This window comes from Streptomyces sp. NBC_01257, assembly GCF_035917255.1.
GTDB lineage: Bacteria > Actinomycetota > Actinomycetes > Streptomycetales > Streptomycetaceae > Streptomyces.
Map to the genome: position 1 here is coordinate 1,441,304 of NZ_CP108472.1, position 21,419 is coordinate 1,462,722.

Sequence of the window (21,419 nt, forward strand, 5' to 3'; positions counted from 1 at the left end):
TGCGTGTTCCGTTCCCTTCGGCCGGTCCCTCACACGTTGCACGGGCCCGAGGACCGGTGGCCGGAGCAGGCACGGCGCGTCGGCAGGGCGTACGGGCTACTCGCGGTCTGCGGTGGTCACCAGCCCCGCCTCGTAGGCGAGGATGACGAGGTGCACACGGTCGCGCGCGTCGAGTTTGGTGAGGAGCCGGGACACATACGTCTTGGCGGTGGTGACACTAATGCACAATCGGTCGGCGATCTCGGCGTTGTTCAGGCCACTGCCGATGAGGGTGAGCACTTCTCCCTCACGGCCGGTGATGCCGTCGAGGCTGCGCGGCGACGCCGCGGCCGGCTCCGCCGAATCGGCCGGCCGGGCGGCGAAATCGGCGATCAGCCGGCGGGTGACCTTGGGCGCGATGAGACTGTCGCCCGCGGAGACGACCCGGATCGCGCCCAGGATGTCGTCCAGGGCCATGTCCTTGACCAGGAATCCGGAGGCGCCCGCGCGCAGGGAGCCGTAGACGTATTCGTCGTCGTCGAACGTGGTCAGCATCAGCACACGTGCACCGCTCCGGCCCGCCGCGATGAGGCGGGTGGCCTCGATGCCGTCGGTGCCCGGCATGCGGATGTCCATGACGACGACGTCCGGAGCGAGGGTTTCCGCGAGCTCCGCGGCCTTGGCGCCGTCACCCGCCTCCCCGACCACCTCCAGGTCGGGCGCGTCGGTGATGACCATCTGCAGCGAGGCGCGGACCAGGGGCTGGTCGTCGGCGAGGACCACACGGATGGTCACGAGGCGGCCGCCGTCGACTGCGCACGGCGCGCCGACTGCGGTACGGGCAGCCGGACGGCCACCCGGAAGCCGCCGCCGGGACGTGGTCCCGTTGAGAGGTCCCCGTGCAACAGGGCTACGCGCTCGCGCATGCCGACGAGGCCGTAGCCGGAGTCGGAGCCCGGAGCCGGGCCGCGGCCGGTGTCGGTGACCTCCAGCGACAGCTCGTCCTCCTCGTAGCCGATGCGGACCAGGCATTCACGCGCGCCGGCGTGCCGGACGACATTGGTGACCGACTCCTGGACGATGCGGTACGCGGACAGGTCGATGTCCGGCGGCAGCGGCCGCCGCTTCCCGTGCCATTCCAGGATGGTCCGCACCCCCGCGGCCGTGGTGGCCTCGGCGAGCCGGTGGAGCTGGTCGAGGCCGGGCGCCTCCCACACGGAGGCCTCCCCGCTGTCCGTCTCCCGCAGCGCGCCCAGCATCCGCCGCAACCCGGCCAGGGTCTCCCGGCTCGCGTTCTCCACCTCTCCGATCGCCTCCTTGGCGCGGGTCGGCTGGGTGTCGATGACCCGGCGGGCGGCGCCGGCCTGCAGGGCGACGATGCCCATCGTGTGCGCGACGGCGTCGTGCAGCTCACGGGCGATGCGCAGCCGTTCGTCGGTCACGGCCTGGGTGGCGGCCTGGGCCCGCACCTGCTCGGCGTGCAGCCGGGACTGACGGGCGGAGTCGCCGAGGAGCCAGGCCACGAGCACCGTGAGGGCCACGGCGAGTTGCCCGGCGGTGTTGATCGTGCCACCCTGCTGGGACAGTCGTACCGTCAGCGGGATGAGCAGGCCGACGAGCGCCATCCCTGCCGCGTAGAGCGAGGTACGCCGATTCGTCGCCGCCGCGATGAAGTACAGGGCGACATCCGGCGCCAGGATCTGGACCAGCGGGAACTCGTCGGCCTGGCCGAGGAGCGAGGCCCCGAAGGCCGAACCGATCAGCAACAGCGCGTAGGCCACCAGCGGGCGCCGCTCAAGGAGCCTGCAGGCGGCCAGCACCAGGACCGCGGCACCCAGCAGGATCGGCCAGCTCACCTTCAGGTCCAGACCGGCGGTGAGCTGGTCGTCCCGGGTCCGGTCGCCCGGCAGGATGACGAATTCGTCGATGCACGCGTAGAACATGGCACCGACCCACACTATTCCCGTCCAGCGTCCGGGTGACAGGCGTCTGATCAGCGGTGGTTGTCCGGGCTGTACTGACATGTACCGAATCCTAGGCGCGACCGCTGTCAAGGTCATCAGCCCGTGGGAGTACAACCACGGATGACGTTCGCGGGCCTCGCTGTCAGCCACGGCAGGATGTCACCGCACGGCCGGACCGACATCGTTGATCCCATGATCGAGGCTCGCGAACTAACCAAGAGGTACGGCAAGAAGACCGCCGTGGACAGTCTTTCCTTCACGGTCCGCCCCGGCCGGGTCACCGGCTTCCTCGGCCCGAACGGCGCCGGCAAGTCGACCACGCTGCGGCTGGTCCTCGGCCTGCACGAGCCGACCTCCGGCACCGTCACCGTCGACGGCGTCCGCTTCCGCGACCGCCCGCGCGGCCTGCGTCACATCGGCGCCCTGCTCGACGCCAACGACGTGCACGGCGGTCACACGGCCCGGGCCCATCTCACCGCCCTGGCCCTCAGCAACGGCATCCCGCGCAGCCGGGTCGACGACGTCCTGGCGGAGGTCGGACTCACCGACGCCGCCAAGCGCCGCATCGGCGGCTATTCGCTCGGTATGAAGCAACGTCTCGGCATCGCCACCTCCCTGCTCGGCGACCCGCCCGTGCTCCTCTTCGACGAGCCGCTCAACGGCCTCGACCCCGAGGGTGTGAAGTGGGTGCGCGGGCTGTTCCGACGGCTGGCGGCGGAGGGCCGGACCGTCTTCGTGTCCAGTCACCTGATGTCGGAGATGGAACACACCGCCGACGATCTGATCGTCATCGGCCGGGGCACGCTCATCGCCGAGGAGAGCCTCGCGGACTTCGCCGCCCGCGCCACCGGCGCCGCGGTGACCGTACGCACCAAGGGCGCCGAGACGCTCACACCGGTGCTGACGGTCGAGGGCGCGACCGTACGCGCCGACGGTGACCAGCTCACGGTCACGGGTCTGCCCGCGGCCCGGATCAGCGAGCTGGCGCACGAGCACCAGATCCTGCTGCACGAACTCTCCACACGCACACCTTCCCTGGAGGACGCCTTCATGGAACTCACCGCCACCAGCGTCGAGTACACCGCGGGAGACGCCCGATGAACGACGTGAAGTTCCGCAACCTGCTCTCCGCCGAGCTGCTGAAGATGTGGTCGCTGCGCTCGACGCCGTGGGTTTTCCTGGCGACCGCACTGGCGGCGATCGGTTTCAACGCGGGTGAGGCCTACGACAGGACCCACTACTGGACCGAGCAGGACACGAGAAGTGCCGCGAAGTTCATCAGCGACGGCATCCCCGTGCAGATGTCCTTCACCGACAACGCGAGCCTGATCTTCGCCCTCGCCGTCACCGCCATCGGCATCGTCGCGATCTCGGGTGAGTACAGCACGGGCCTGATCCGCACCACGTTCACCGCCGTGCCGGCCCGCCGGTCGGTGATGGCGGCCAAGGCACTGGTCATGGCCGGTGTCATGAGCATCTTCGGCGCCCTGATCGCGCTCGTCTCCTTCTACGTCACCCAGGGCATCCTGGGCATGAAGGACGTCGGCGTCTCGATCGACCACCCGGGTGCGTTGCGCGGCGTGGTCGCGTCGGCCCTGCTCGCACCCGTCTGCGCTCTCGTCGGCATGGGGATCGGCACGCTTCTGCGGCACGCGGGGCCGTCGATGGTCGCCGGCGTCGTCATCCTGCTGCTGGCCCCGTTCCTCTTCAGCGAGGACCACCGCTGGTCGGCCGTCCTGAACCACGCCCTCCCGATGAGCGCCTGGCGCCGCCTGCTGGAGACCCCGTTCACTCCGGAGATCCCGCAGCCGTGGACGACGACCGGCGCCTGGATCGTGTACGCGGCCTGGGCCCTGGGGGCCGTGGTGGCTTCCGTCACCGTCGTGCAGCGGCGGGACCAGTGAGCCGTCCGGCGCGTATCGGACACCGTCGGCTCGTCCGCCCGAGCCGGCGGGACGTCCGATAGCAATGGCCGAAAAGCATTGCTGGGAACTGCGGTAGGACACGGCCTTCCTTCTCGGGGCGTGTCCCGAGAAGGGGCCCGAGTTCCACCGCACCGACACACGTCATCCACCCCCGGTCATGCACACAACAGATCGACGAACCCATCGCGAGACACCGGCACAACCGGTGGCCTGCTGGTCCGTACCTGCCGAACTCGATGTATGTCACCTGGAACCATCGGTCACGCCGACGCCCGACCCGCTCCCGGAGCGATGGTCAAGGCCCGGCGTGCACTTCTTTTTGGTCCGGAACGGGCGAATGAGGCCCCTGCGCAACGCCATTCCGGGCCGGTCAGTAGCGATTGATACAAGACAAGCTGACTGTGCAACTGACGAAATTGCGCAGTTGAACACACGAACGCTGGATCACCACTGGAGTGAATCTCATATTCCAGTTGCGGCTCACTAAAGCGAACCAGGAAGAACTGCCGGTCGGCGGCCGCACGGAGTCAGGTCGCGAGCCCCTCGGGCCCACATCCGCCGGACTCTTCCCCTCCGGATCCGGGGCAGTTAGCGAACACCACCACCGCGTGCGCGCCGGTAACAGCGGAGTCAAAAAATCCCCACGGATCCGGGCCCGCCGCACGGGCCGGACCGGCAGTCCCGGCGCCCCACAAGCGATGCCGGCGGTGACACCCGAGGACGCCGCGGATGACTTGAATTCAACCGGCCAGACATCCGGTCGGCAGCTCGAACCGCCCCGGTGACCAGCGCTTTCAGGACGCCGAACACTCCCCTGCTTGCACTGCGGCGAACGTCGCGATAAGCGGTAACAGCACGTCACCCGATTGGGCGCTCACCCTCCACCCCGAGCGGGCGCAAACCAGTCAAATCCTGACTCCCCACCCAAGTCCGCGGAGCGCGCACACCCCCAACAACCCCCTCGACAACATCGTGGCGAACAGCGACGATGTTCACTCGTACGGATGAGCATTCGTACCTGTCCTAAAATCGTGTTTTCGCAACCCGGGGGCGGGGCAGAATACAGGGTTTGAGCCGCCAGAAAATTGCCCCATGACGGTTGCCTGACCACGAGCACGAGATCACACAGCGATCCAACGGGGTGGGAAGTTTGAACCAGATTGCCGCAATTTTGCCAGCCAAAGGAGCCCCCGATACAGCACTCCAAACCGCTGCGGCCATATCAAGAGGTGTTCCAGGAATCCCACCGGTCGAAGAAGTTCCCATACCTTCTCTGCTGCCGGGCTATCAACTGCGTGCCGAGGGGCCGGACCAGGACCATATCGACCGGCTCGCGGAGATTGACGCGCGACTTCCACCCATAATCGTCGACCGTCGCACGATGCGCGTGATCGACGGCCTGCACCGCATTCTCGCTGCCTCTGCGAAGGGGCAGGAAACGATAGAAGTCACATTCTTCGAGGGCCCCACCGAGGACGCCTTCCTCTGTGCCGTGGCAGCCAATGTGGCTCACGGTCTTCCCCTCAGCCGAGCGGATCGCAAAGCCGCGGCGGCACGCATTCTCGGCTCGCACCCCGGAATGTCCGACCGGGCGATCGCCCAGGCTTCGGGACTGGGCGCCAAAACCGTCGCAGCCATCCGTCGCACCTCCCTCGACGTGCCCCCGCAGCTGAACGTGCGGATCGGACGAGACGGCAGAGTGCGCCCGCTGAACAGCATCGACGGACGGCTCAAGGCGGCCGAGGCCCTGGCCGAGCGCCCCAATGCCTCGTTGCGTGAAGTGGCCAGAATCGCCGGCATATCGCCCGCCACAGTGAGTGACGTCCGCAAAAGGCTTGCGGCCGGAGAGCTGCCTGTCACGGCGCATTCGACCAGGCCTGCGCCTCCGGAGGAGAGACCGGTACCGGTCGAGTCCGTGAGAACCAGCCCTGAACGCCAGCTCCGCAGAGCGCAGCTGGACCCGGCGGACGTACTCGAGAAACTCATCCGAGACCCTTCTCTGCGCCACAATCAAGAGGGCCGGAACCTCCTCAGACTGCTGCAGCAGAATGCCATGGGCCCGCAGGAGTGGATGACCTTAACCCAGGTGGTCCCTCCGCACTGTGGAGCCCTTGTCGTGGAACTCGCGCGCCAGTATGCCGACATCTGGAAGGAATTCGCACAGGAACTTGACGAGCGCGTGCACTCCATGATGAGCAACACACCTGACCAGTAACACACTTCGCCTCTTACCTCGTCGCAGCTCTCACGGGTCCGGGCCGTCGTGCGCACCTCCCGTCAGGGCGAGGCGGCCGCGGAGGACGCAGGAAGCGGGTCCTCCGCGGCCGCCTCGCATCCCGGCTTCACCGGCCGGATCGGGAATCGCACGGCGCTCCGCGTCGTTGACCCGCCAGGAGCATTCCCACCGATCAGGAGTCAGACATGTACGGGTCGCCCGAGACTGTGCGCAAGATCCTCACCGGGCTCGGTGACACCTGGGCGGTCGTCGGCCTGTCGTCCAACCGCGGCCGGGCCGCCTACGGGGTGGCGGACGTCCTGCAGCGCCATGGGAAGCGGATCGTGCCGGTGCACCCGAAGGCCGAGACCGTCCACGGCGAGCAGGGCTATCCGGACCTCGAATCCATTCCGTTCCCCGTCGACGTCGTCGACGTCTTCGTCAACAGTGAGCTCGCGGGCCCCGTCGCGGACCGGGCCGTCGCGATCGGCGCCTCCGCCGTCTGGTTCCAGCTCGGCGTGATCGACGAGGAGGCGTACGAACGCACCCGGGCGGCCGGGCTGGACATGGTCATGGACCGGTGTCCCGCGATCGAGATCCCCGCACTGAACGGCTGAGAGCGCCGGCCGGTCGTATGTGCGGGGTGTCACGGGGTATCACACTCCGCTCCGGGCTGGGAGGATGGCCCGCTGTGAGTACCGCCCACGCACCGAGCGTGTCCACCGCGCCCCACAGCCGGGCCCTGCTGTCCGGACAGCTCGCCGCGCTCGGCGTCGAGCGCGGCGGGGTGCTGATGGTGCACGCGTCACTGAGCGCGGTGGGGGCGGTGAACGGTGGCGCGGGCACGGTCGCCGCGGCGCTGCGGGAGGCGCTGGGGCCGGAGGGCACACTCGTGGTCCCGTCCTTCACTCCGGAGAACTCCGACACCTCCCCGCAGTTCCGCGCCACCGTCCACGGCCTCGGTGAGCGGGAGCGGGAGGCGGTACGGGCGGCGATGCCCGCTTTCGACCCGGCGCTCACACCCGCCCCGTCGATGGGCCGGCTCTCCGAAACGGTGCGCCGCTCCCCCGGCTCCGTGCGCAGCGCGCATCCGCAGACCTCGTTCGCCGCACTGGGCCCGCTGGCCGGACATGTGGTGGCGGACCACCGTCCGGACTGCCATCTGGGCGAGGACTCCCCGCTGGCCCGTCTGCACGAACTGCGGGCGCAGATCCTGCTGCTCGGCACCGGCTTCGGCTCCTGCACCGCGTTCCACCTGGCGGAGTACCGGGTGCCGTCGCCGCCCCGCCGCACCTACCGCTGTGTGGTGGGTGGCGGGGGCGGGAGCCGGTGGTGGGAGTACGAGGACGTGGCCCTGGACGACGGCGACTTCGCGGAACTGGGCGCGGACTTCGAACGATCGGAGCCCGGCGCCGTCCGCACCGCCCCGGTCGGCTCCGCCGCGGGCCGGCTGTTCCGCTTCCCGGCAGCGGTCTCCTTCGCCACGGGGTGGCTACCGGCGCACAGAGGCGCGCAAGGGGCGCACATCTGACGGCGCTTCACGCCCGCGCGACAACCTCCTGGCCGGTGCATCTATATCCAACTCCCCTTGTGGCGCTCATACTTACCGCGTATCGGCCCCGAGGGGAAGGCACCGGATGGAGCAGCTGATCCGCACCGAGGACGGCAGGGATCTCGCCGTGGAGCGCTTCGGGAATCCGCGCGGCAGACCGGTGTTCCTGCTCCACGGCACCCCGGGCAGCCGGCTCGGACCGGCCCCGCGGGGGGCGGTGCTCTACCGGCTGGGCATCCACCTCATCGCCTACGACCGTCCCGGCTACGGGGCGTCCGACCGGCTGCCCGGCCGTGCCGTGTCCCATGTGGCCGCCGATGTCGCCGCCATCGCCGACGCCCTGGGCATCGGCGAGTTCGCCGTGGTCGGACGGTCGGGCGGAGCGCCGCACGCCCTCGCCTGCGCCGCCCTGCTGGCGGGGCGCGTCGCCCGTACGGCCGCCCTCGTCGGCCTGGCGCCCCGCGACGCCCCCGGGCTCGACTGGTTCGAGGGCATGACCGAGTCGAACGTCCGTGAGTACATCAACGCAGCGGCCGGACGGGGCCGGCTCACCGCGGCGCTGGAACGCCGGTCGGCGTCGATCCGGGCGGATCCGATGGGTTCGGTCGTCGACATGCACCGCGGACTCTCGGCCTCGGACCGCGGGATCGTCTCCGACACGGGCATCCGCGCCATGCTGGTGCGCAACTTCGCCGAGGGGCTGCGCAGTTCGGCCGACGGCTGGGTCGACGACGTCATGTCGTTCAGCAGCGACTGGGGGTTCCGGCCGGAGGACATCGCCTCGCCCGTGCTGCTGTGGCACGGCGAGGACGATGTGTACGCACCGGCGCAGCACACCCGCTGGCTCGGCGAGCGCATCCCCGGCGCGGAGACCGTGGTGGAGCGCGGAGCCGCGCACTTCGGCGCGCTGCGTGTGCTGACCCGGGTGCTGGGCTGGGTCACCCGATGACCGTCCGGTCGCACCCGCCGGCGGCGGCAGGGCGGCCGGATCGCTCCGGATGACCGCCCCGCCGCCCGCGCGGCTCAGACCGGCTGCGGTTCCAGATCGCGGTTGATGCGCCGCCCGGTGCGGGCCGCGACCGCGATGGGGTGGTCCATCCCCAGGTGCTCGACCGCCAGGGGCACGACTTCGGCCCGCAGCCGCTCCGCCTCCCGTTCCCGGTCCATGGAGCGCAGGGTGACGGCCAGGTTGGAGCGGCAGGCGAGCACATCGGGGTGCGCGGGACCGTACCGGTCCAGCAGGCCGTCGAGAGCGGCCCGCTCCCAGCGCTCCGCCGACTGCGGCCGGTTCAGGTCGCCGTAGGCGTTGGCCAGGTTGATCGCGGCGCAGAGGGTGAAGGGGTGCTGTGCTCCCAGGCTGTCCTCCAGCGCGGACCTGACCTCCTCGCCGGCCTCCGCCGCCGACTGGGCCGCTCCCATGCCCCGCAGGTAGATGGCGACGTTGTTGCGGCAGGCCAGGGTGAACGGATGGTCCTCGCCCAGAGTGGCCCGGTAGCCGTCCAGGGACTGCTGGGCCAGGTCCAGTGCCGCCTGCTTGTCGCCGACCGCGGAGAAGTCCGCCGCGAGGTTGAGCCCGCAGGCGAGGGCGTCGGGCACCTTGGTGCCGTACCGCTCCCGGTAGCGGTTGTACGTCTCCTCCGTCAGCAGCTTCGCCTCGTGCGGGTGGCCCGCCTTGCGCAGGGACACGGCCAGGCTCTTGGCCGTGCGCAGCGCCTCGGGCACGTCCGCGTTGAGCACCCGTTCGAAGGCGGCCTTGACCTCACGGAGGATCTGCACGGAGGACTCGTACTCCCCGGTCTCGCGCAGATCGCGGCCCAGGTGGCCCTTGGTCGTCAGGGTGTACGGGTGGTCCTCGCCGAGCAGCGTGCTGCGGCGCTCCACGGTGAGGTCGTCGAGCCTGCGGGCCGCTTCGCTGTCACCGGTCAGCCGGTAGTCGATGGCGAGGTTGTGGGCGGCGACGAGAGTGCGGGGGTGATTGTCCCCGAACGTCTCGCGCATCACGTGGTGGATCTTCTGGTCCCGGGCCAGCGCCTCGTCGAACCGGCCCAGCGCCCGCAAGTCGGCGGCGAGGCTGCCGGTGGTGATCAGCAGGCTGGGATGGTCCTTGCGCAGCAGGCGGGTCTGCCGGGCGAGGGTGTCCTCGTCCATCCGGCGGGCCTCCGGGTAACGCCCCTGTGCACGCAGGGCGTTGGCCAGCTCGAAGCGCAGGTTGAGGGTCTGCAGGTCGTCCTCGCCGAGCTCCTCGGTCCAGGTCTTGTTGAGCTGGGTCCCCAGCACCCGGGCGCTCTCCAGCTCGCCGCGTTTGAGGAGGTAGCGGATGCGGTCGACCATGAGCTGCCGGGCCTCGGCCTCGTCGCAGTCGGCGACGCCCGAAGGTCCCAGGTGCGGCCAGATCAGCTCGAAGGCCGGCCAGCTCCTCGGGTCGTTCACCGGGTTGTCCTGGTCGGCGCCCTGGGCCGGCCGGGCCTCGGCGAGGATGCGGTGCACCTCGTGGACGGCCGTGTCCCGCTCCTCGGGCGACAGTCCGGCCCGGACGGCGGCCTGGACGAGCCGGTGGACCTGGATACTGCTGTCCGCCGGGTCCACCTTGGCCAGGGCGAAACGGTTGAGCGCCTGGATGACACGGCCCAGCATGTACCGCTCGCGGAGGTCGGGGTCGTACGGCAGCAGGGAGCGGAACATCGAGTCGCTGCCGATGAGGGTCATCGATATCGGCTCGGCGGAAAAGAAGGCGCACAGTTCGAGGAGCCGGACCGCCGCTCTGGACTCGTTGCGCAGCCGGGCGATGGAGATGTTCCAGGTGGCGCCGATCTGCAGGGCGTAGTCCTCGGGCCTGCCGAGGGAGAGCACTTTGGTGCTCTGCTCCCTGAGCTGTTCGACGTAGGCGTCGACGGGGGTGGCGGTCTCGGCCAGCCAGGCCGCGGCCACCTCCACGGCGAGCGGCAGGTCCCCGACGGCCTCGGCCACCCGGTCCGCGTCCCTCGCGGGCAGCTTCCGCACCCTGCGGCAGAGGTGCTCGACACTCTCCGAGCGGGTGAACACCTCGACCTCGACCGGCTCCACCCGGCCGGAGATCGGCTTGTTGCGGCAGGTGGCGAGAATGTGGCCGTAGAGCCCGGAGGTGAGCGGTCCGGTCTCGTCGGGGAAGAGTTCCAGCGCCTTGTCCAGGTCCTCGACGTTGTCGAAGATGAGCAGCCAGCGGGCGTACGGTGCCCCGCTGCGCAGCGCCTGGAGTGCTGCCCTGGCCGCCTCGGCGACCACCTCCCCGGCCCGCAGGTCCATCTGCTCGGCGAGTTCCGCGAGTGACGAGACCACCCGGTCGGGCTGCTCGGCCTCCACCCACCACACCAGGTCGTAGTCGGCCCGGAACCGGTGCGCGTACTCCCGCGCCACCTGGGTCTTGCCGACGCCGCCGAGCCCGTAGAGGACCTGCGGCAGATGCTGTGCGGCGCGGTTGCTGCCGCGTAACTGGTCGCGCAGGCGCACCAGTACGGAGCCGCGGCCGGTGAACTCGGCGTGCCGGGGGCGTACGTTCCACACCCGGGGGACCGTGCCCGGGAAGCGCGGGCCGCCGGGTGCGGCCTGCGCCGACTCGATGGCCTCGGGCCGGTCCAGTGCCGTGAGCACGGCGGTGGCCGCCTCGCGTTCGTCCAGCCGGGCGACGTCCACGATGCCCCTGCTGTTGAGCGGCATGGTCAGCCGTACGTCGCTGATCCGCACCGGAACGAGCTGGCGGCGGCTGCCCGAGGGGTCGAGGCCCAGCGCGGACTCCCACAGACTGCGGGCCCTGCTCGAACTCTGGTAGGCCTGCGAGACGACCGGGACGACCCGGAAGGCACCCGCCGTCGCCCATTCCGCGTCGTTCCAGGCGGTGTGGGAGGTGCGCACGTCCACGGGCACGACATGGAATCCGGACCGGGTGAGGACCGACTCCAGCCAGTCCGCCCACATCTGGTCCTCCGCCACATAGGTGAGGACGATGTTGGACGGCGGGACAGGCCTGCGGCGGGTGTAGGCGGCCACGTAGGCCAGCCGCTCCGACTCGTCCATCGCGGGCAGCGCGCTGACCCGGCCCTCGGTGAGCACCGAGGTCAGCCGTTCGCAGGAGGTGAGCATGGAGCTCGATATATTCGGCGCGTCACCGAAGGTGGCGAGGATCTCCTCGTAGGCGTAGAAGGGCCGGTAGGGAATCTCCACCGTGCCCCAGTAGTTGGCCAGTTCCTCGCTGGACAGGCCGCTGGGGAATCCGGGAAAGCTCTCCCGGGCCAGCGCCCGGCCGGCGTCGGCCTTCTCCTTCTCGCCGTCGTCGATGCGCATCGGCACGGGCAGGATGCGTATGTGCTTGTCGTGGAACCGCTCCTCGATGTCGCGGGCCACGGCGGACGCGCCCTCGATGCTCTGGTCGCTGAGGGTGAAACAGACGACCAGCACCTGCGGCATCTGGACGGTGCAGATGTCGGCGATGTCGCTCAGTCCGGTACGGCTGTCGATCAAGGTGAAGTCATAGTGTTTCTGCATGTCGGCCCGCATCGCGTCAAAGAACTGGCCACCGCCGTAGCGCTCGTAGAAGTCGTCCCAGTCCATCCGGCCCACGGTCGAGGAATAGTCCCGGTTGCGGCGTCCCGCGGAAAGGAAATCAAGGCTTCCGCCGTGCTGGAAGGCCCAGTTGAGCGAAGTGGCGTGCGGCCGGACCCGGGCGTATTCACGGTGCCACTCCGGATCGCGCGCCGCCGGCCTGCGCGCCTCCTCCTGGTATTCGGTGATCATATTGATCAGCCCGGGTGTGGCGGCCAGATCGGAGAGATCGAGAAAGGGATGGAAGAACCGGTGCAGTCCGGGGGCTTCGAGATCCCAGTCGACGGCGAGCACCCGGTAGCCGTTGGCGGCGAGAATCCAGGCGGTATTGGCGAGCGCCATGGTGCGCCCCGTGCCGCCTTTGTAGGAGTAGAAGGTGACGACTGTTCCGTCACGGTTCTCGGTCATCTGCTGGGTCCTCCCCCTCGGGGGCGTCACCGTCGCCGGTATCGCCCGTGTCCTGGCCCGTACCGGTAACAGATGGAGCGGAATTGCTGCTTCCGTAACCGACGCCGTCGATCAGCAGTCGTGGCATCGCACCGCCCGCGCCCTCGGGCGGAAATGTCTCGGCATGCGCGGCGTAGTGGCGTTCCGCGGACTTCACGGCTCCCGGGAGTTCCTGGCTGAAGGCCTCCAGGGTGGGGACGCCGCCGCCGTGCGACCGGTGACCGTGCTCGCCCTCGGGCCCGGATTCGAGTACCCCCTCGACCACGGCGCGCAGTTCGGCCTCCCGGCGCCCGGAGTCGGGATCGTCCCTGTTCCACGGGACCATGACGCTGATCCAGGGCCGGCCGTTCTCGCTCAGCCGCCGCAGCAGCTCCTGGCGGCGCGGGGTGTCCAGCGCCCACCGGTCCAGCAGGAGCAGCCCCGGGGCCTGCGGCCGCTCGGCACCGAGCATCCGCTCGGCCTCCGCCTCGAACTCGCCCACCCGCACCTGGTAGTCGAGGTTGCGCACGAGGTCGACGGCGTGGTCGGCCAGCGGCCTGGACGATTTGGGGTGGTAGGGATTCCAGTCCCGCTGCGCGGGCCCGTAGCAGTCCGGTGCCCGGTCGGGCGGCAGGTCGGAGCGGGAACAGGCGAGGACGGATATCTCCATCTGCCGGGCCCTGCCAGGCGGTCCGAAGGCACTCGGCACCGCGGCGTAGTCCTGGTGCGGGTCCCCCTCCGGCATCCGGCTCTGCTCCGCCACCTTCACTATCCGCTTGGCCAGCAGATAGACGGCCCTTTCGTACTGGTCCCGCAGATAGCGCAGTTTGATCAGTCCGTAGAACCCCTCGTCGGCGTATTCCTCACCGAAGGCGGCGTGATTGAACTGCAGTCTCTCGGCCGGCTGCGGCAGGTGTCTGGGCGGTACGGGAACCCAGAGCGCCGGCACGATTCCCGACATCTGGCTGCCGTTGCTGCGGGCAGCCTGATAGTGCACCGCACGGCTGGAGAACGCGTACCACTCCCGGCCGCACTGCTCACTCAGGAAATAGCGCGGCGAGTAGAGCGGAACGAACACCTTGCAGTACGCGAGGGATTCGGAGAGGCGCTCCTGCCATCCCTCTCCGGGCTGCATCTGCTGATCCAGAAACCCGGCCGGAACCCCGGCGGGCAAGGACGTCAGCTGCAGAACGTGGGCACACAGGTCCCGGTAGAATCTCTCGACCCAGAGATTCGGATCTTTGTCCTTCGGATCGTTCCTGGGTGTATGCGCATAGCTGAGGAAGAAGTACGGTCTCGGCTCATCTCCCTGTGCTCCGGCACCTTCAAGATCCAACGTCTCCCCCGGTCCACGTGTGGGACCTCAGTCTAGGAAGTATCGAATCTTCGGCGGAACGGCAGGAACGCGCCTATTTGCCGATCCGGCCGCTCCGCTTTCGGTGCCGGTCAATCAATTGCTGCCATATCCGCCAATTTTGAAAGGGATCAAGGACGGAGCTGCGCTCCATGCACCGGATTGCGGGCGATCCAGTCGGCGCGATGACGCCCGGCCGAGTCCCGCGCCCGGGCCAGGGCCGCGGCGGAGACCTCTTCCGCCTCCCAGGTCTCGGCCGTGCCGCGCATTCCGGCCACGAACCGCTCGCCGAGCGGGGTCAGCAGCCCCGATCCGGCCAGCACCTCCACGGCTTGCGTCGTCTGCTCCCGCCACCGGGCGAACCGCGCTTCGGCCGCGCCCGCCAGGGCGCCCTGTGCCGTGTGCCTGCGCACGCGCCAGAAGTCCGTGACGGCGATGTGCGCGTACGTGCCCTGGAGCAGACCGTCCAGTGGCCGCGGGTCGGGTCGCCAGGGCGCGTAGAACAGCCGTCCGCCGTCGTCGGGGTGGTGGAGGTCGAGGCTGTCCAGAACGGCGCCCAGCTTCACGTGCTGGAACTCGTGGACGATGAGCAGGGCCAGCAGTTCCGGGGTGTCCGGCCGGGCCGCGCCGATCGCCCCGAAGGCATCCCGCGACGCCGCGCTGACATCGCTGCCCCCGGGTGCGTGCAGCGGAGTGACGACCCGCAGTCCGGTCGCCACCCCCGGTGCGTAGCCCGGGAGTTCGTCCTGGATCAGGGTCCAGGCCTCGGCCAGGTCCTGCGCCCAGAGCTTCGCCTCGCCCGCGGAGAGCCGTGGGGCGACGGGCCACTGGTGGCGGTCACGCAGCGGGTCGGTGTCCTCCAGCGCCACCGACCAGCCGGGACGTTCGACCACGCGCACCGGCTGCCAGTACGGAGTGAGTCCGTCCACCCCCTCCTCCCAGTCGATCCGCACACGGCGCCCCGCCGCCCGTACCGAGAACCCCTCGGCGTCCGCGGTCACTTCGGCGAGCGCGGCGTCCGGCGGCAGCGCCACCGAGCCGAGCCCGGGCAGGCGCAGCAGTCCTTCCCGCACGGGGGCCGCGACCGTGTCGCCCCGCCGGGCCCGCAGCACGGCGGCGGCCGCGATCTCCGCCAGGCCGGGAGCCGCGGCGTCCCGTCGCGTCCCGTCCCGGAGCACACCGAGCGCCCATGGCCTGGTGTACGGGTGCGCGAGGACGGCGTCCAGCGCCTCGGGCGCGCACGCGTCGATGTCGACCAGCAGCTCCCAGGCCTGCATCGCCGTGCGGTCGGTGCGCGGGGCGCGTTCGCCGACGGCGGCGAGCAGTTCGTGGTTGATCTCGGCCTGGGCCGCGACGAGCCGGGCCACGGTCCGGTCGCTGCCGAAGCCCGAGGCCAGCTCGTCGAGTCCCGTCGCACCGAGTCCGGCCTCGTCGAGCGGCTCCGGGCCGCTCACCACGGCCGTCGCGGCTTCCCGGTCACGAATGTTCACGATCAGTTCCATCAGGTCGGGGCAGAACACCGAGGGGTTGAGGAAGCCGCTCCCGGTCCGGTAGCGGTGTGCGTAGAGGCCGCCGCCGCAGGAGTCGACCACCGGGCACGCGCGGCACTCGTCGGCGAGCTGCTCCAGACCCTGCTGCCGGGCGAGCATGCCCGGATGGGCGAGCACCTCGTCGAGGGTGTGGTCGACGAGGTTCATGCCGGTGGCGGGTGCCGCGTCGTAGGCCGTCTTGAGGCTGTCGGCCTGTTCGAACGTGCCGTCCGTCTCGATGACCACGAGATCCGCCGGGGCCAGGCCCAGCGACTCGGTGAGACTGCTCTCGCCGCGCAGTGTCCGCAGCACCGAGTCGAAGATCCGCACCGGCACCGGCCGGCCCGCCGCGTCCCAGCGCCGGTAGATCACGTCGAGCCAGTCCGCATAGGGCGTGACCGATCCGTGCGGCCGGGGCGGCGGCACGTCCCAGGTCGCGTGCGGGAGCAGGAAGTCGATGCGCGGCGGGTCCAGGGCCACCAGGGCGTCGTACACGGCGACGGGGTCGTTCTCCACGTCGATCGTGCAGAGCAGCCCGGCGAAGAGCCGCCGGTAGCCCGGGCGGTTGAGCAGTGCGACGGCGCGCAGCACCTGGGGGTGGCTGGTGCGTCCGTCGGCGTAGCGGCGATGGCGGTCGTTGGAGACCCGGTCGCCGTCGAGCGACACCCCTACCTTGATGCCCAGTTCGGCGAAGAGGTCGCAGAAGTCCTCGCTGAGGAGGACGCCGTTGGTGTGGATGCGCAGGTCCAGTGCGCTGATGCCGTCGAGTGCGCGGGTGAGCTCCTCGGCCGCGCACCGGATCAGCTCCGGGCCGGCGAGCAGCGGTTCCCCGCCGTGCAGGACGACGTGAACGACGGGGAGCCCGTGCGCCAGGGCGTGTTCCGCGATGCGGTCGGCCGCCCTGGCCAGGGTCTGTCTCGTCACCGCCCGGGGCCGGCCGCGCCAGCTCGTGTCCGCGTGCTCGTACACGTAGCAGTGATCGCAGGCAAGATCACAACGGCTGTGCATCTTCAGCACGAATTGGCTCAAAGAAGGGGGTGGCCGGTCCATGACGCGTGACGGTTCCGGCTACTCAGACGGACGACTGAAAGGCTGCGATCACCAACGGACTCGCCCCGGTGTCAGTCGGCAGGAGCCGGCTGATCGATGCGGGCAGGGCCCCGCCACCCTGGACAGCGGCTCGCTGCGCGAGCGGCACCCGGGGCACGGCCTGGCTGCGGGGCGCGAACCCCGGCCGGACGGCCGCCGAGACGAGTGTAGTTTTCATTTAAGGCCCTTCATGTTGAGGACGTCCATGATCGCGAACCCCGATATGGACAGGGAAGAATCCCTGGTTTTCCTTATAAATAGGACAAATCTTCAGAGATAGCCACTTGGACACACGTCGGGGCGCTGCGCACCACAACGCGCGCACCCGCCCTGCGGTCACGCGCACCACCCCCGGATGGCCCAATCCGCTCCCCGCCCGGCCCGTTCGCCGGAGCCAGGGCATGCCAGGCCCAGCCTCCCGCAGCGGGGAGGCCCGGACCAGACTGATGCGGAAACAGGACCGGCAACCGAGACACGATTCGGTCAGACTCCCAGGCCCTCGACGACCACGGCCCCCGGCAGCGCCGCCAGCGCCTTGCCCGGCATGATCAGCTTGCCGCGCCGGGTGCCGCTGCCGACGAGGACCCACTCCTCGTCCACCACGGCGGAGTCGATCAACAGCGGCCAGCCGCCCGGGAGTCCGACCGGGGTGATGCCGCCGTACTCCATGCCCGTCTCACCGACCGCCGTGTCCATCGGGGCGAACGACGCCTTGCGGGCGCCGAGGTGCTTGCGGACGGCGCCGTTCACGTCGACGCGGGAGTGGGAGAGGACCAGACAGGCGGCGAGGGTGACCTCGCCGCCGCGCTTGCCGGCCACGACGACACAGTTGGCCGAGCGCTCCAGCAGATCGGCTCCGTGGTGCTTCACGAAGGCCGCCGTGTCGGCGATCTCCGGGTCCGTGTCGACGTGGATGATCTGCTCGGCGGGGATGTCGCCCCAGCCTTCGCGTACCGCCGCGGCCACCGGCGCGGTGAGGAGTGCGAGACGGTCGGCAGCGGGGCAGGCGTCCTCGAAGGAGCCGATGGGGGCGCGCATGCGGGACACGCTAACAGCCCCTCCTTGCCTGCCGGTTGAGCGTCTCATCTGACGGGCGGGATGGAGACCGCCATGGTGACGTCGACGGCTTCGGAACCCTCGTTGCGATAGGCGTGCGGGTGATGGGCCTCGAAGGTGGCGGACGTGCCCGCCGGCACGGTGTACGAGGCGCCGTCCACGTCCAGGGTGAGGGTGCCCGCGGCGACGTGGAGCAGTTCCACGGTGCCCTCGGGATGCGGGTCGGAGGCGCTGCCGTCACCGGGCACCAGATGCCAGGTCCACAGCTCCAGCGGGCCCCGGGCCTCGGTGCCGACCAGCAGGGTGGTGGAACTGCCCGCCTCCGTGGACCACATGCGGACGGCCTGGTCCTCGGGCACCAGGCGGACCGGGGAGCCCTGGTCGTAGTCGAGCAGTGTGGTGATGCTGACCCCGAGCGCGTCGGCGAGCTTGACCGTGGTGCCGACGCTCGGATTGGTGCGGGCCTGTTCGATCTGGATGATCATGCCGCGGCTGACCCCGGCACGCGTGGCGAGTGCGTCCAGAGTGAACCCCCGCTCACCGCGCCAGCGCTTGAGGTTGCGCGCGAGGGACTGGGTCAGCTGGTCGAGGTCAGTCACGTTCCGTCCAATATTTTGGATGACAGAGTCGAAAATACTGCACTACGGTGTGGTGCACCCAACCGTCCACCGCACTGTACTGCGAGGCTCGCCCATGACCGCACTGTTCGCCCTGGCCACCAGCCTGCTGTGGGGTCTGGCCGACTTCGGCGGCGGCCTCCTGACCCGGCGTACGCCCGCGCTGACCGTGGTGGTCGTCTCGCAGGTCGTCGCCGCGGCCGTGCTCGGCGTGATCGTGGTCGCCACCGGCGGCTGGAGCGAGGCCGGCGGGCAGCTCTGGTTCGCCGTCGCGGCGGGCGCGGTGGGGCCGGTCGCGATGCTGAGCTTCTACAAGGCGCTGGCGCTCGGCCCGATGGGGGTGGTGTCGCCGCTCGGTTCGCTGGGGGTGGCCGTGCCGGTGAGCGTCGGACTGATCGTCGGCGAGCGGCCCGGGCTCCTGCAGTTCGCCGGGGTGGCCGTCGCCGTGGCGGGCATCGTGATGGCGGGCGGGCCGCAGCTGCGCGGCGCCCCGGTGCAGCGGCAGGCGGTCCTGCTGACCCTGGTCGCGGCCTTCGGCTTCGGGGCCGTGATGTCCCTCATCGCCGAGGCGTCCACCACCGTGACCGGGCTGTTCCTTGCGCTCTTCGTGCAGCGGATCACCAACGTCGCGGTGGGCGGCACGGCGCTGTACGTCTCCGTGCGGCGCGGAGGCCGGGCGCTGCCCGAGGAGGGCGGTGCCGCCGTGGTGCTCGGCGCGCTGCCGGCGCTGACCTTCGTGGGTCTCGCGGACGTCGCGGCGAACGGCACCTACTCGATCGCCGCACAGCACGGTCCGGTCACCGTCGCCGCCGTACTGGCCTCGCTCTACCCGGTGGTCACGGCCCTGGCCGCGCGGGGATTCCTCGGCGAGCGGCTGCGCGGTGTGCAGGCGGCGGGAGCCGGGCTCGCGCTTCTCGGCACGGTACTGCTCGCGACCGGGTGACAGCCGGTACGGGCGGGCCGGTCAGCTCTCGTCGAGCTCCGCCACGGCCAGCAGCTGCTCGGGGGTCACGCCCTCGGGGATCGGCACCGGAGCCGGTGTGCGCAGGGGCGGCTGCCAGCCCTTCTCGGCGTCCCAGCTCCGTACGACACGGGCCGGAGCCCCGGCCACGACCGCGTGGTCGGGCACCTCGCCGCGTACCACCGCACCCGCGGCCACCACCACGTTGCGGCCCAGCCGGGCGCCGGGCAGGATCACCGCCCCCGTGCCGATCCAGCAGCCCGGCCCGATGACCACCGGCTCCATCCGCGGCCACTGCTTGCCGACCGGCTGCTGCGGGTCGTCGTAGCTGTGGTTGGTCGAGGTGATGTAGACGTACGGTCCGCAGTACGTGTCCGACCCGATCGTCACCGTCGTGTCGGCGACGACATGGCTGCCGCGGCCGAGCACCACACCGTCGCCGAGGGTCAGGACGGTCTCCGGCCCGAGGTCGAGATCGGGCATCAGCCCCGCCGTGAGGGTGACCTGTTCGCCGATGATGCAGTGCGCGCCCAGCTCGATCCACGGTTCCCCGAACACCGTGCCCTGGGGGAAGGCCAGCCGGGTCCCCTCGCCGATCCGGCGGAACCGCAGCCCGCCGGGGTGTGCCGCGGTGACCGCGCCGGTCTCCTGCACCCAGCGCCAGCAGCGGTGGACGGCCCCGGACAGGGCGCGCCGCCGCCAGGCGGTCAGGGATGAGAACGTGTTTCTGTTCTTCGGCACGCGCTCACGGTAGTCGTCGGGCCCGCGGCCGCTCACCGCACCCGCCTGTGATCTTCACCCCACCGGCGGTCCGGCCGGTGCACGCGTCGTTTACCGTTTTCCCGGGCGGGACCGTCCGGCCGCGGTCGGACCGACCGCGGTCCACAGCATCTGAGCAGGGAGGGACGCGCGATGGCAGAGCAGGCGTTGATCACGGCCATGGGCGGCAAGGAGCCGGCCATCGACGCCGATGCCTTCACCGCACCGACGTCGGTCGCGATCGGTGAGATCACCATGGCCGCGGGCTCCAGCCTCTGGTACCAGGCGGTGCTGCGGGCGGACTGCGGCCCCATCGTCATCGGGGCCGACTCCAACATCCAGGACAACTGCAGCGTGCATGTCGACCCCGGCTTCCCGGTCACCGTCGGCGCGCGCGTCTCGGTCGGGCACAACGCCGTGCTGCACGGCTGCACCATCGAGGACGACGTCCTGGTCGGCATGGGTGCCACGGTCCTCAACGGCGCCCACATCGGCACCGGCTCGCTGATCGCCGCCCAGGCCCTCGTCCCGCAGGGGATGCGGGTGCCACCGGGCTCGCTCGTCGCGGGCGTGCCCGCGAAGGTCAAGCGGCAGCTGACCGAGGAGGAGCTCGAAGGCATCAGGTTCAACGCCGTCGGCTACGTGGAGCTGGCGAAGGCGCACCGGCAGGCGTACGAGGGCTGAGCACGCGGGCCCCGGCCGCACGGCCGGGGCGCCCTGCCGTCAGTCGGCGACGGGTACGGCCGCCGGTTCGGCCTCGGCCCGTGCGGCCGCCTTCTTGGCCCGGTTCTTGAGGATCAGCATCGAGGCGAGCCCGATCAGCACGGCGATCGCGAGTCCCAGGTACGAGAACCGCTTGAGCCAGGCCTCGGCGACGACACCCACCGAGTAGATGACGGCCGTGGTGCCGCCGGCCCAGGCGATCCCGCCGAGCACGTTGGCGGTGAGGAACTTCCAGTAGGGCATGTGCAGCACGCCCGCGAGCGGTCCGGCGAAGATGCGCAGCAGCGCGACGAAGCGGCCGAAGAAGACCGCCCACATGCCCCACTTCTGGAACGAGCGCTCCGCCATGGCGATATGGCCCTCGCCGAAGTGCCGGGGGAACTTCCCGCCGAGCCAGGCGAGCAGCGGCCGTCCGCCCTTGCGGCCGATGGCGTAGCCGATCGAGTCGCCGATCACCGCCCCGGCCGTGGCGCAGGCGCCCAGGATCCAGGGGTTGATCCCGTCGTGGCCCGAGGCCAGCAGCGCCGCACTGATCAGCACGATCTCGCCGGGCAGCGGGATGCCCAGGCTCTCCAGCCCGATGACGACGCCCACCAGGGCGTACACGCTGATCGCGGGGACGGTCTCCAGCCACTCCTGGATGTGCAACGCCGGTTCCTCCGTAGTGATGGCCTCATCGCCCGCCGGACAACTCC

17 protein-coding genes are annotated in these 21,419 nt (G+C 70.4%); 8 read left to right on the top strand and 9 right to left on the bottom strand.

Annotation, left to right across the window (positions count from 1 at the left end; genetic code table 11):
• Positions 1-96: 96 nt before the first annotated feature.
• Complete coding sequence (locus OG408_RS05930) at positions 97-774, bottom strand: response regulator transcription factor (RefSeq protein WP_326668680.1); 678 nt, start codon at positions 772-774, stop codon at positions 97-99.
• A complete protein-coding gene (locus tag OG408_RS05935) occupies positions 771-2,003 on the bottom strand; it encodes a sensor histidine kinase (protein WP_326668682.1) in 1,233 nt (410 codons plus the stop codon). The genes OG408_RS05930 and OG408_RS05935 overlap by 4 nt, the downstream gene beginning before the upstream one ends.
• A 132-nt stretch (positions 2,004-2,135) precedes the next feature.
• On the opposite strand from OG408_RS05935, the gene OG408_RS05940 reads away from it, so the two are divergent.
• The 6 genes from OG408_RS05940 to OG408_RS05965 all read left to right on the top strand — a co-directional run bounded on the left by OG408_RS05940 (position 2,136) and on the right by OG408_RS05965 (position 8,584).
• On the top strand, positions 2,136-3,044 hold the full coding sequence (locus OG408_RS05940) for an ABC transporter ATP-binding protein (RefSeq protein WP_326668684.1): 909 nt from the start codon (positions 2,136-2,138) through the stop codon (positions 3,042-3,044).
• Positions 3,041-3,847 carry an ABC transporter permease gene (locus tag OG408_RS05945; protein ID WP_326668687.1) on the top strand — a complete coding sequence of 269 codons (807 nt, stop codon included), beginning with the start codon at positions 3,041-3,043 and terminating at the stop codon, positions 3,845-3,847. The genes OG408_RS05940 and OG408_RS05945 overlap by 4 nt, the downstream gene beginning before the upstream one ends.
• A gap of 1,171 nt (positions 3,848-5,018) precedes the next feature.
• Positions 5,019-6,083, top strand: a complete 1,065-nt coding sequence (locus OG408_RS05950; RefSeq protein WP_326668689.1) for a transcriptional regulator — start codon at positions 5,019-5,021, stop codon at positions 6,081-6,083.
• Between the two features lie 206 nt (positions 6,084-6,289).
• The gene (locus tag OG408_RS05955; protein ID WP_326668691.1) at positions 6,290-6,700 is read left to right on the top strand and encodes a CoA-binding protein; all 411 of its coding nucleotides are present in this window, start codon (positions 6,290-6,292) and stop codon (positions 6,698-6,700) included.
• A gap of 74 nt (positions 6,701-6,774) precedes the next feature.
• Positions 6,775-7,614, top strand: a complete 840-nt coding sequence (locus OG408_RS05960; protein WP_442806008.1) for an aminoglycoside N(3)-acetyltransferase — start codon at positions 6,775-6,777, stop codon at positions 7,612-7,614.
• A gap of 106 nt (positions 7,615-7,720) precedes the next feature.
• Positions 7,721-8,584, top strand: coding sequence for an alpha/beta fold hydrolase (locus tag OG408_RS05965; protein WP_266776118.1), 864 nt, complete (start codon positions 7,721-7,723; stop codon positions 8,582-8,584).
• A 74-nt stretch (positions 8,585-8,658) separates the two neighbouring features.
• Here the strand turns inward: OG408_RS05965 and fxsT are convergent, their stop codons facing one another.
• The 5 genes from fxsT to OG408_RS05990 all read right to left on the bottom strand — a co-directional run bounded on the left by fxsT (position 8,659) and on the right by OG408_RS05990 (position 18,263).
• Positions 8,659-12,618 (bottom strand): FxSxx-COOH system tetratricopeptide repeat protein, encoded by a 3,960-nt coding sequence (fxsT, locus tag OG408_RS05970; RefSeq protein ID WP_266776120.1) that lies wholly within the window; start codon positions 12,616-12,618, stop codon positions 8,659-8,661.
• Entirely contained in the window at positions 12,602-13,972 is a 1,371-nt protein-coding gene (locus tag OG408_RS05975) for a TIR-like protein FxsC (protein WP_266776122.1), read from the bottom strand. The genes fxsT and OG408_RS05975 overlap by 17 nt, the downstream gene beginning before the upstream one ends.
• Positions 13,973-14,121: 149 nt before the next feature.
• Positions 14,122-16,569 carry an FxsB family cyclophane-forming radical SAM/SPASM peptide maturase gene (locus OG408_RS05980; protein ID WP_326668694.1) on the bottom strand — a complete coding sequence of 816 codons (2,448 nt, stop codon included), beginning with the start codon at positions 16,567-16,569 and terminating at the stop codon, positions 14,122-14,124.
• A gap of 522 nt (positions 16,570-17,091) precedes the next feature.
• Entirely contained in the window at positions 17,092-17,646 is a 555-nt protein-coding gene (locus OG408_RS05985) for a YbaK/EbsC family protein (RefSeq protein ID WP_285572080.1), read from the bottom strand.
• 44 nt (positions 17,647-17,690) lie between these two features.
• Complete coding sequence (locus OG408_RS05990) at positions 17,691-18,263, bottom strand: helix-turn-helix domain-containing protein (RefSeq protein WP_285572077.1); 573 nt, start codon at positions 18,261-18,263, stop codon at positions 17,691-17,693.
• 94 nt (positions 18,264-18,357) lie between these two features.
• On the opposite strand from OG408_RS05990, the gene OG408_RS05995 reads away from it, so the two are divergent.
• Positions 18,358-19,224: a DMT family transporter gene (locus tag OG408_RS05995; protein ID WP_266776130.1), complete on the top strand. Its 867-nt coding sequence runs from the start codon at positions 18,358-18,360 to the stop codon at positions 19,222-19,224.
• A 21-nt stretch (positions 19,225-19,245) separates the two neighbouring features.
• Here the strand turns inward: OG408_RS05995 and OG408_RS06000 are convergent, their stop codons facing one another.
• The gene (locus tag OG408_RS06000) at positions 19,246-19,983 is read right to left on the bottom strand and encodes an acyltransferase (RefSeq protein WP_266776132.1); all 738 of its coding nucleotides are present in this window, start codon (positions 19,981-19,983) and stop codon (positions 19,246-19,248) included.
• 171 nt (positions 19,984-20,154) lie between these two features.
• On the opposite strand from OG408_RS06000, the gene OG408_RS06005 reads away from it, so the two are divergent.
• Entirely contained in the window at positions 20,155-20,685 is a 531-nt protein-coding gene (locus OG408_RS06005) for a gamma carbonic anhydrase family protein (RefSeq protein ID WP_266776134.1), read from the top strand.
• Positions 20,686-20,724: 39 nt separating this feature from the next.
• Here the strand turns inward: OG408_RS06005 and OG408_RS06010 are convergent, their stop codons facing one another.
• Positions 20,725-21,372, bottom strand: coding sequence for a DedA family protein (locus OG408_RS06010; RefSeq protein WP_266776136.1), 648 nt, complete (start codon positions 21,370-21,372; stop codon positions 20,725-20,727).
• Positions 21,373-21,419 lie beyond the last annotated feature (47 nt).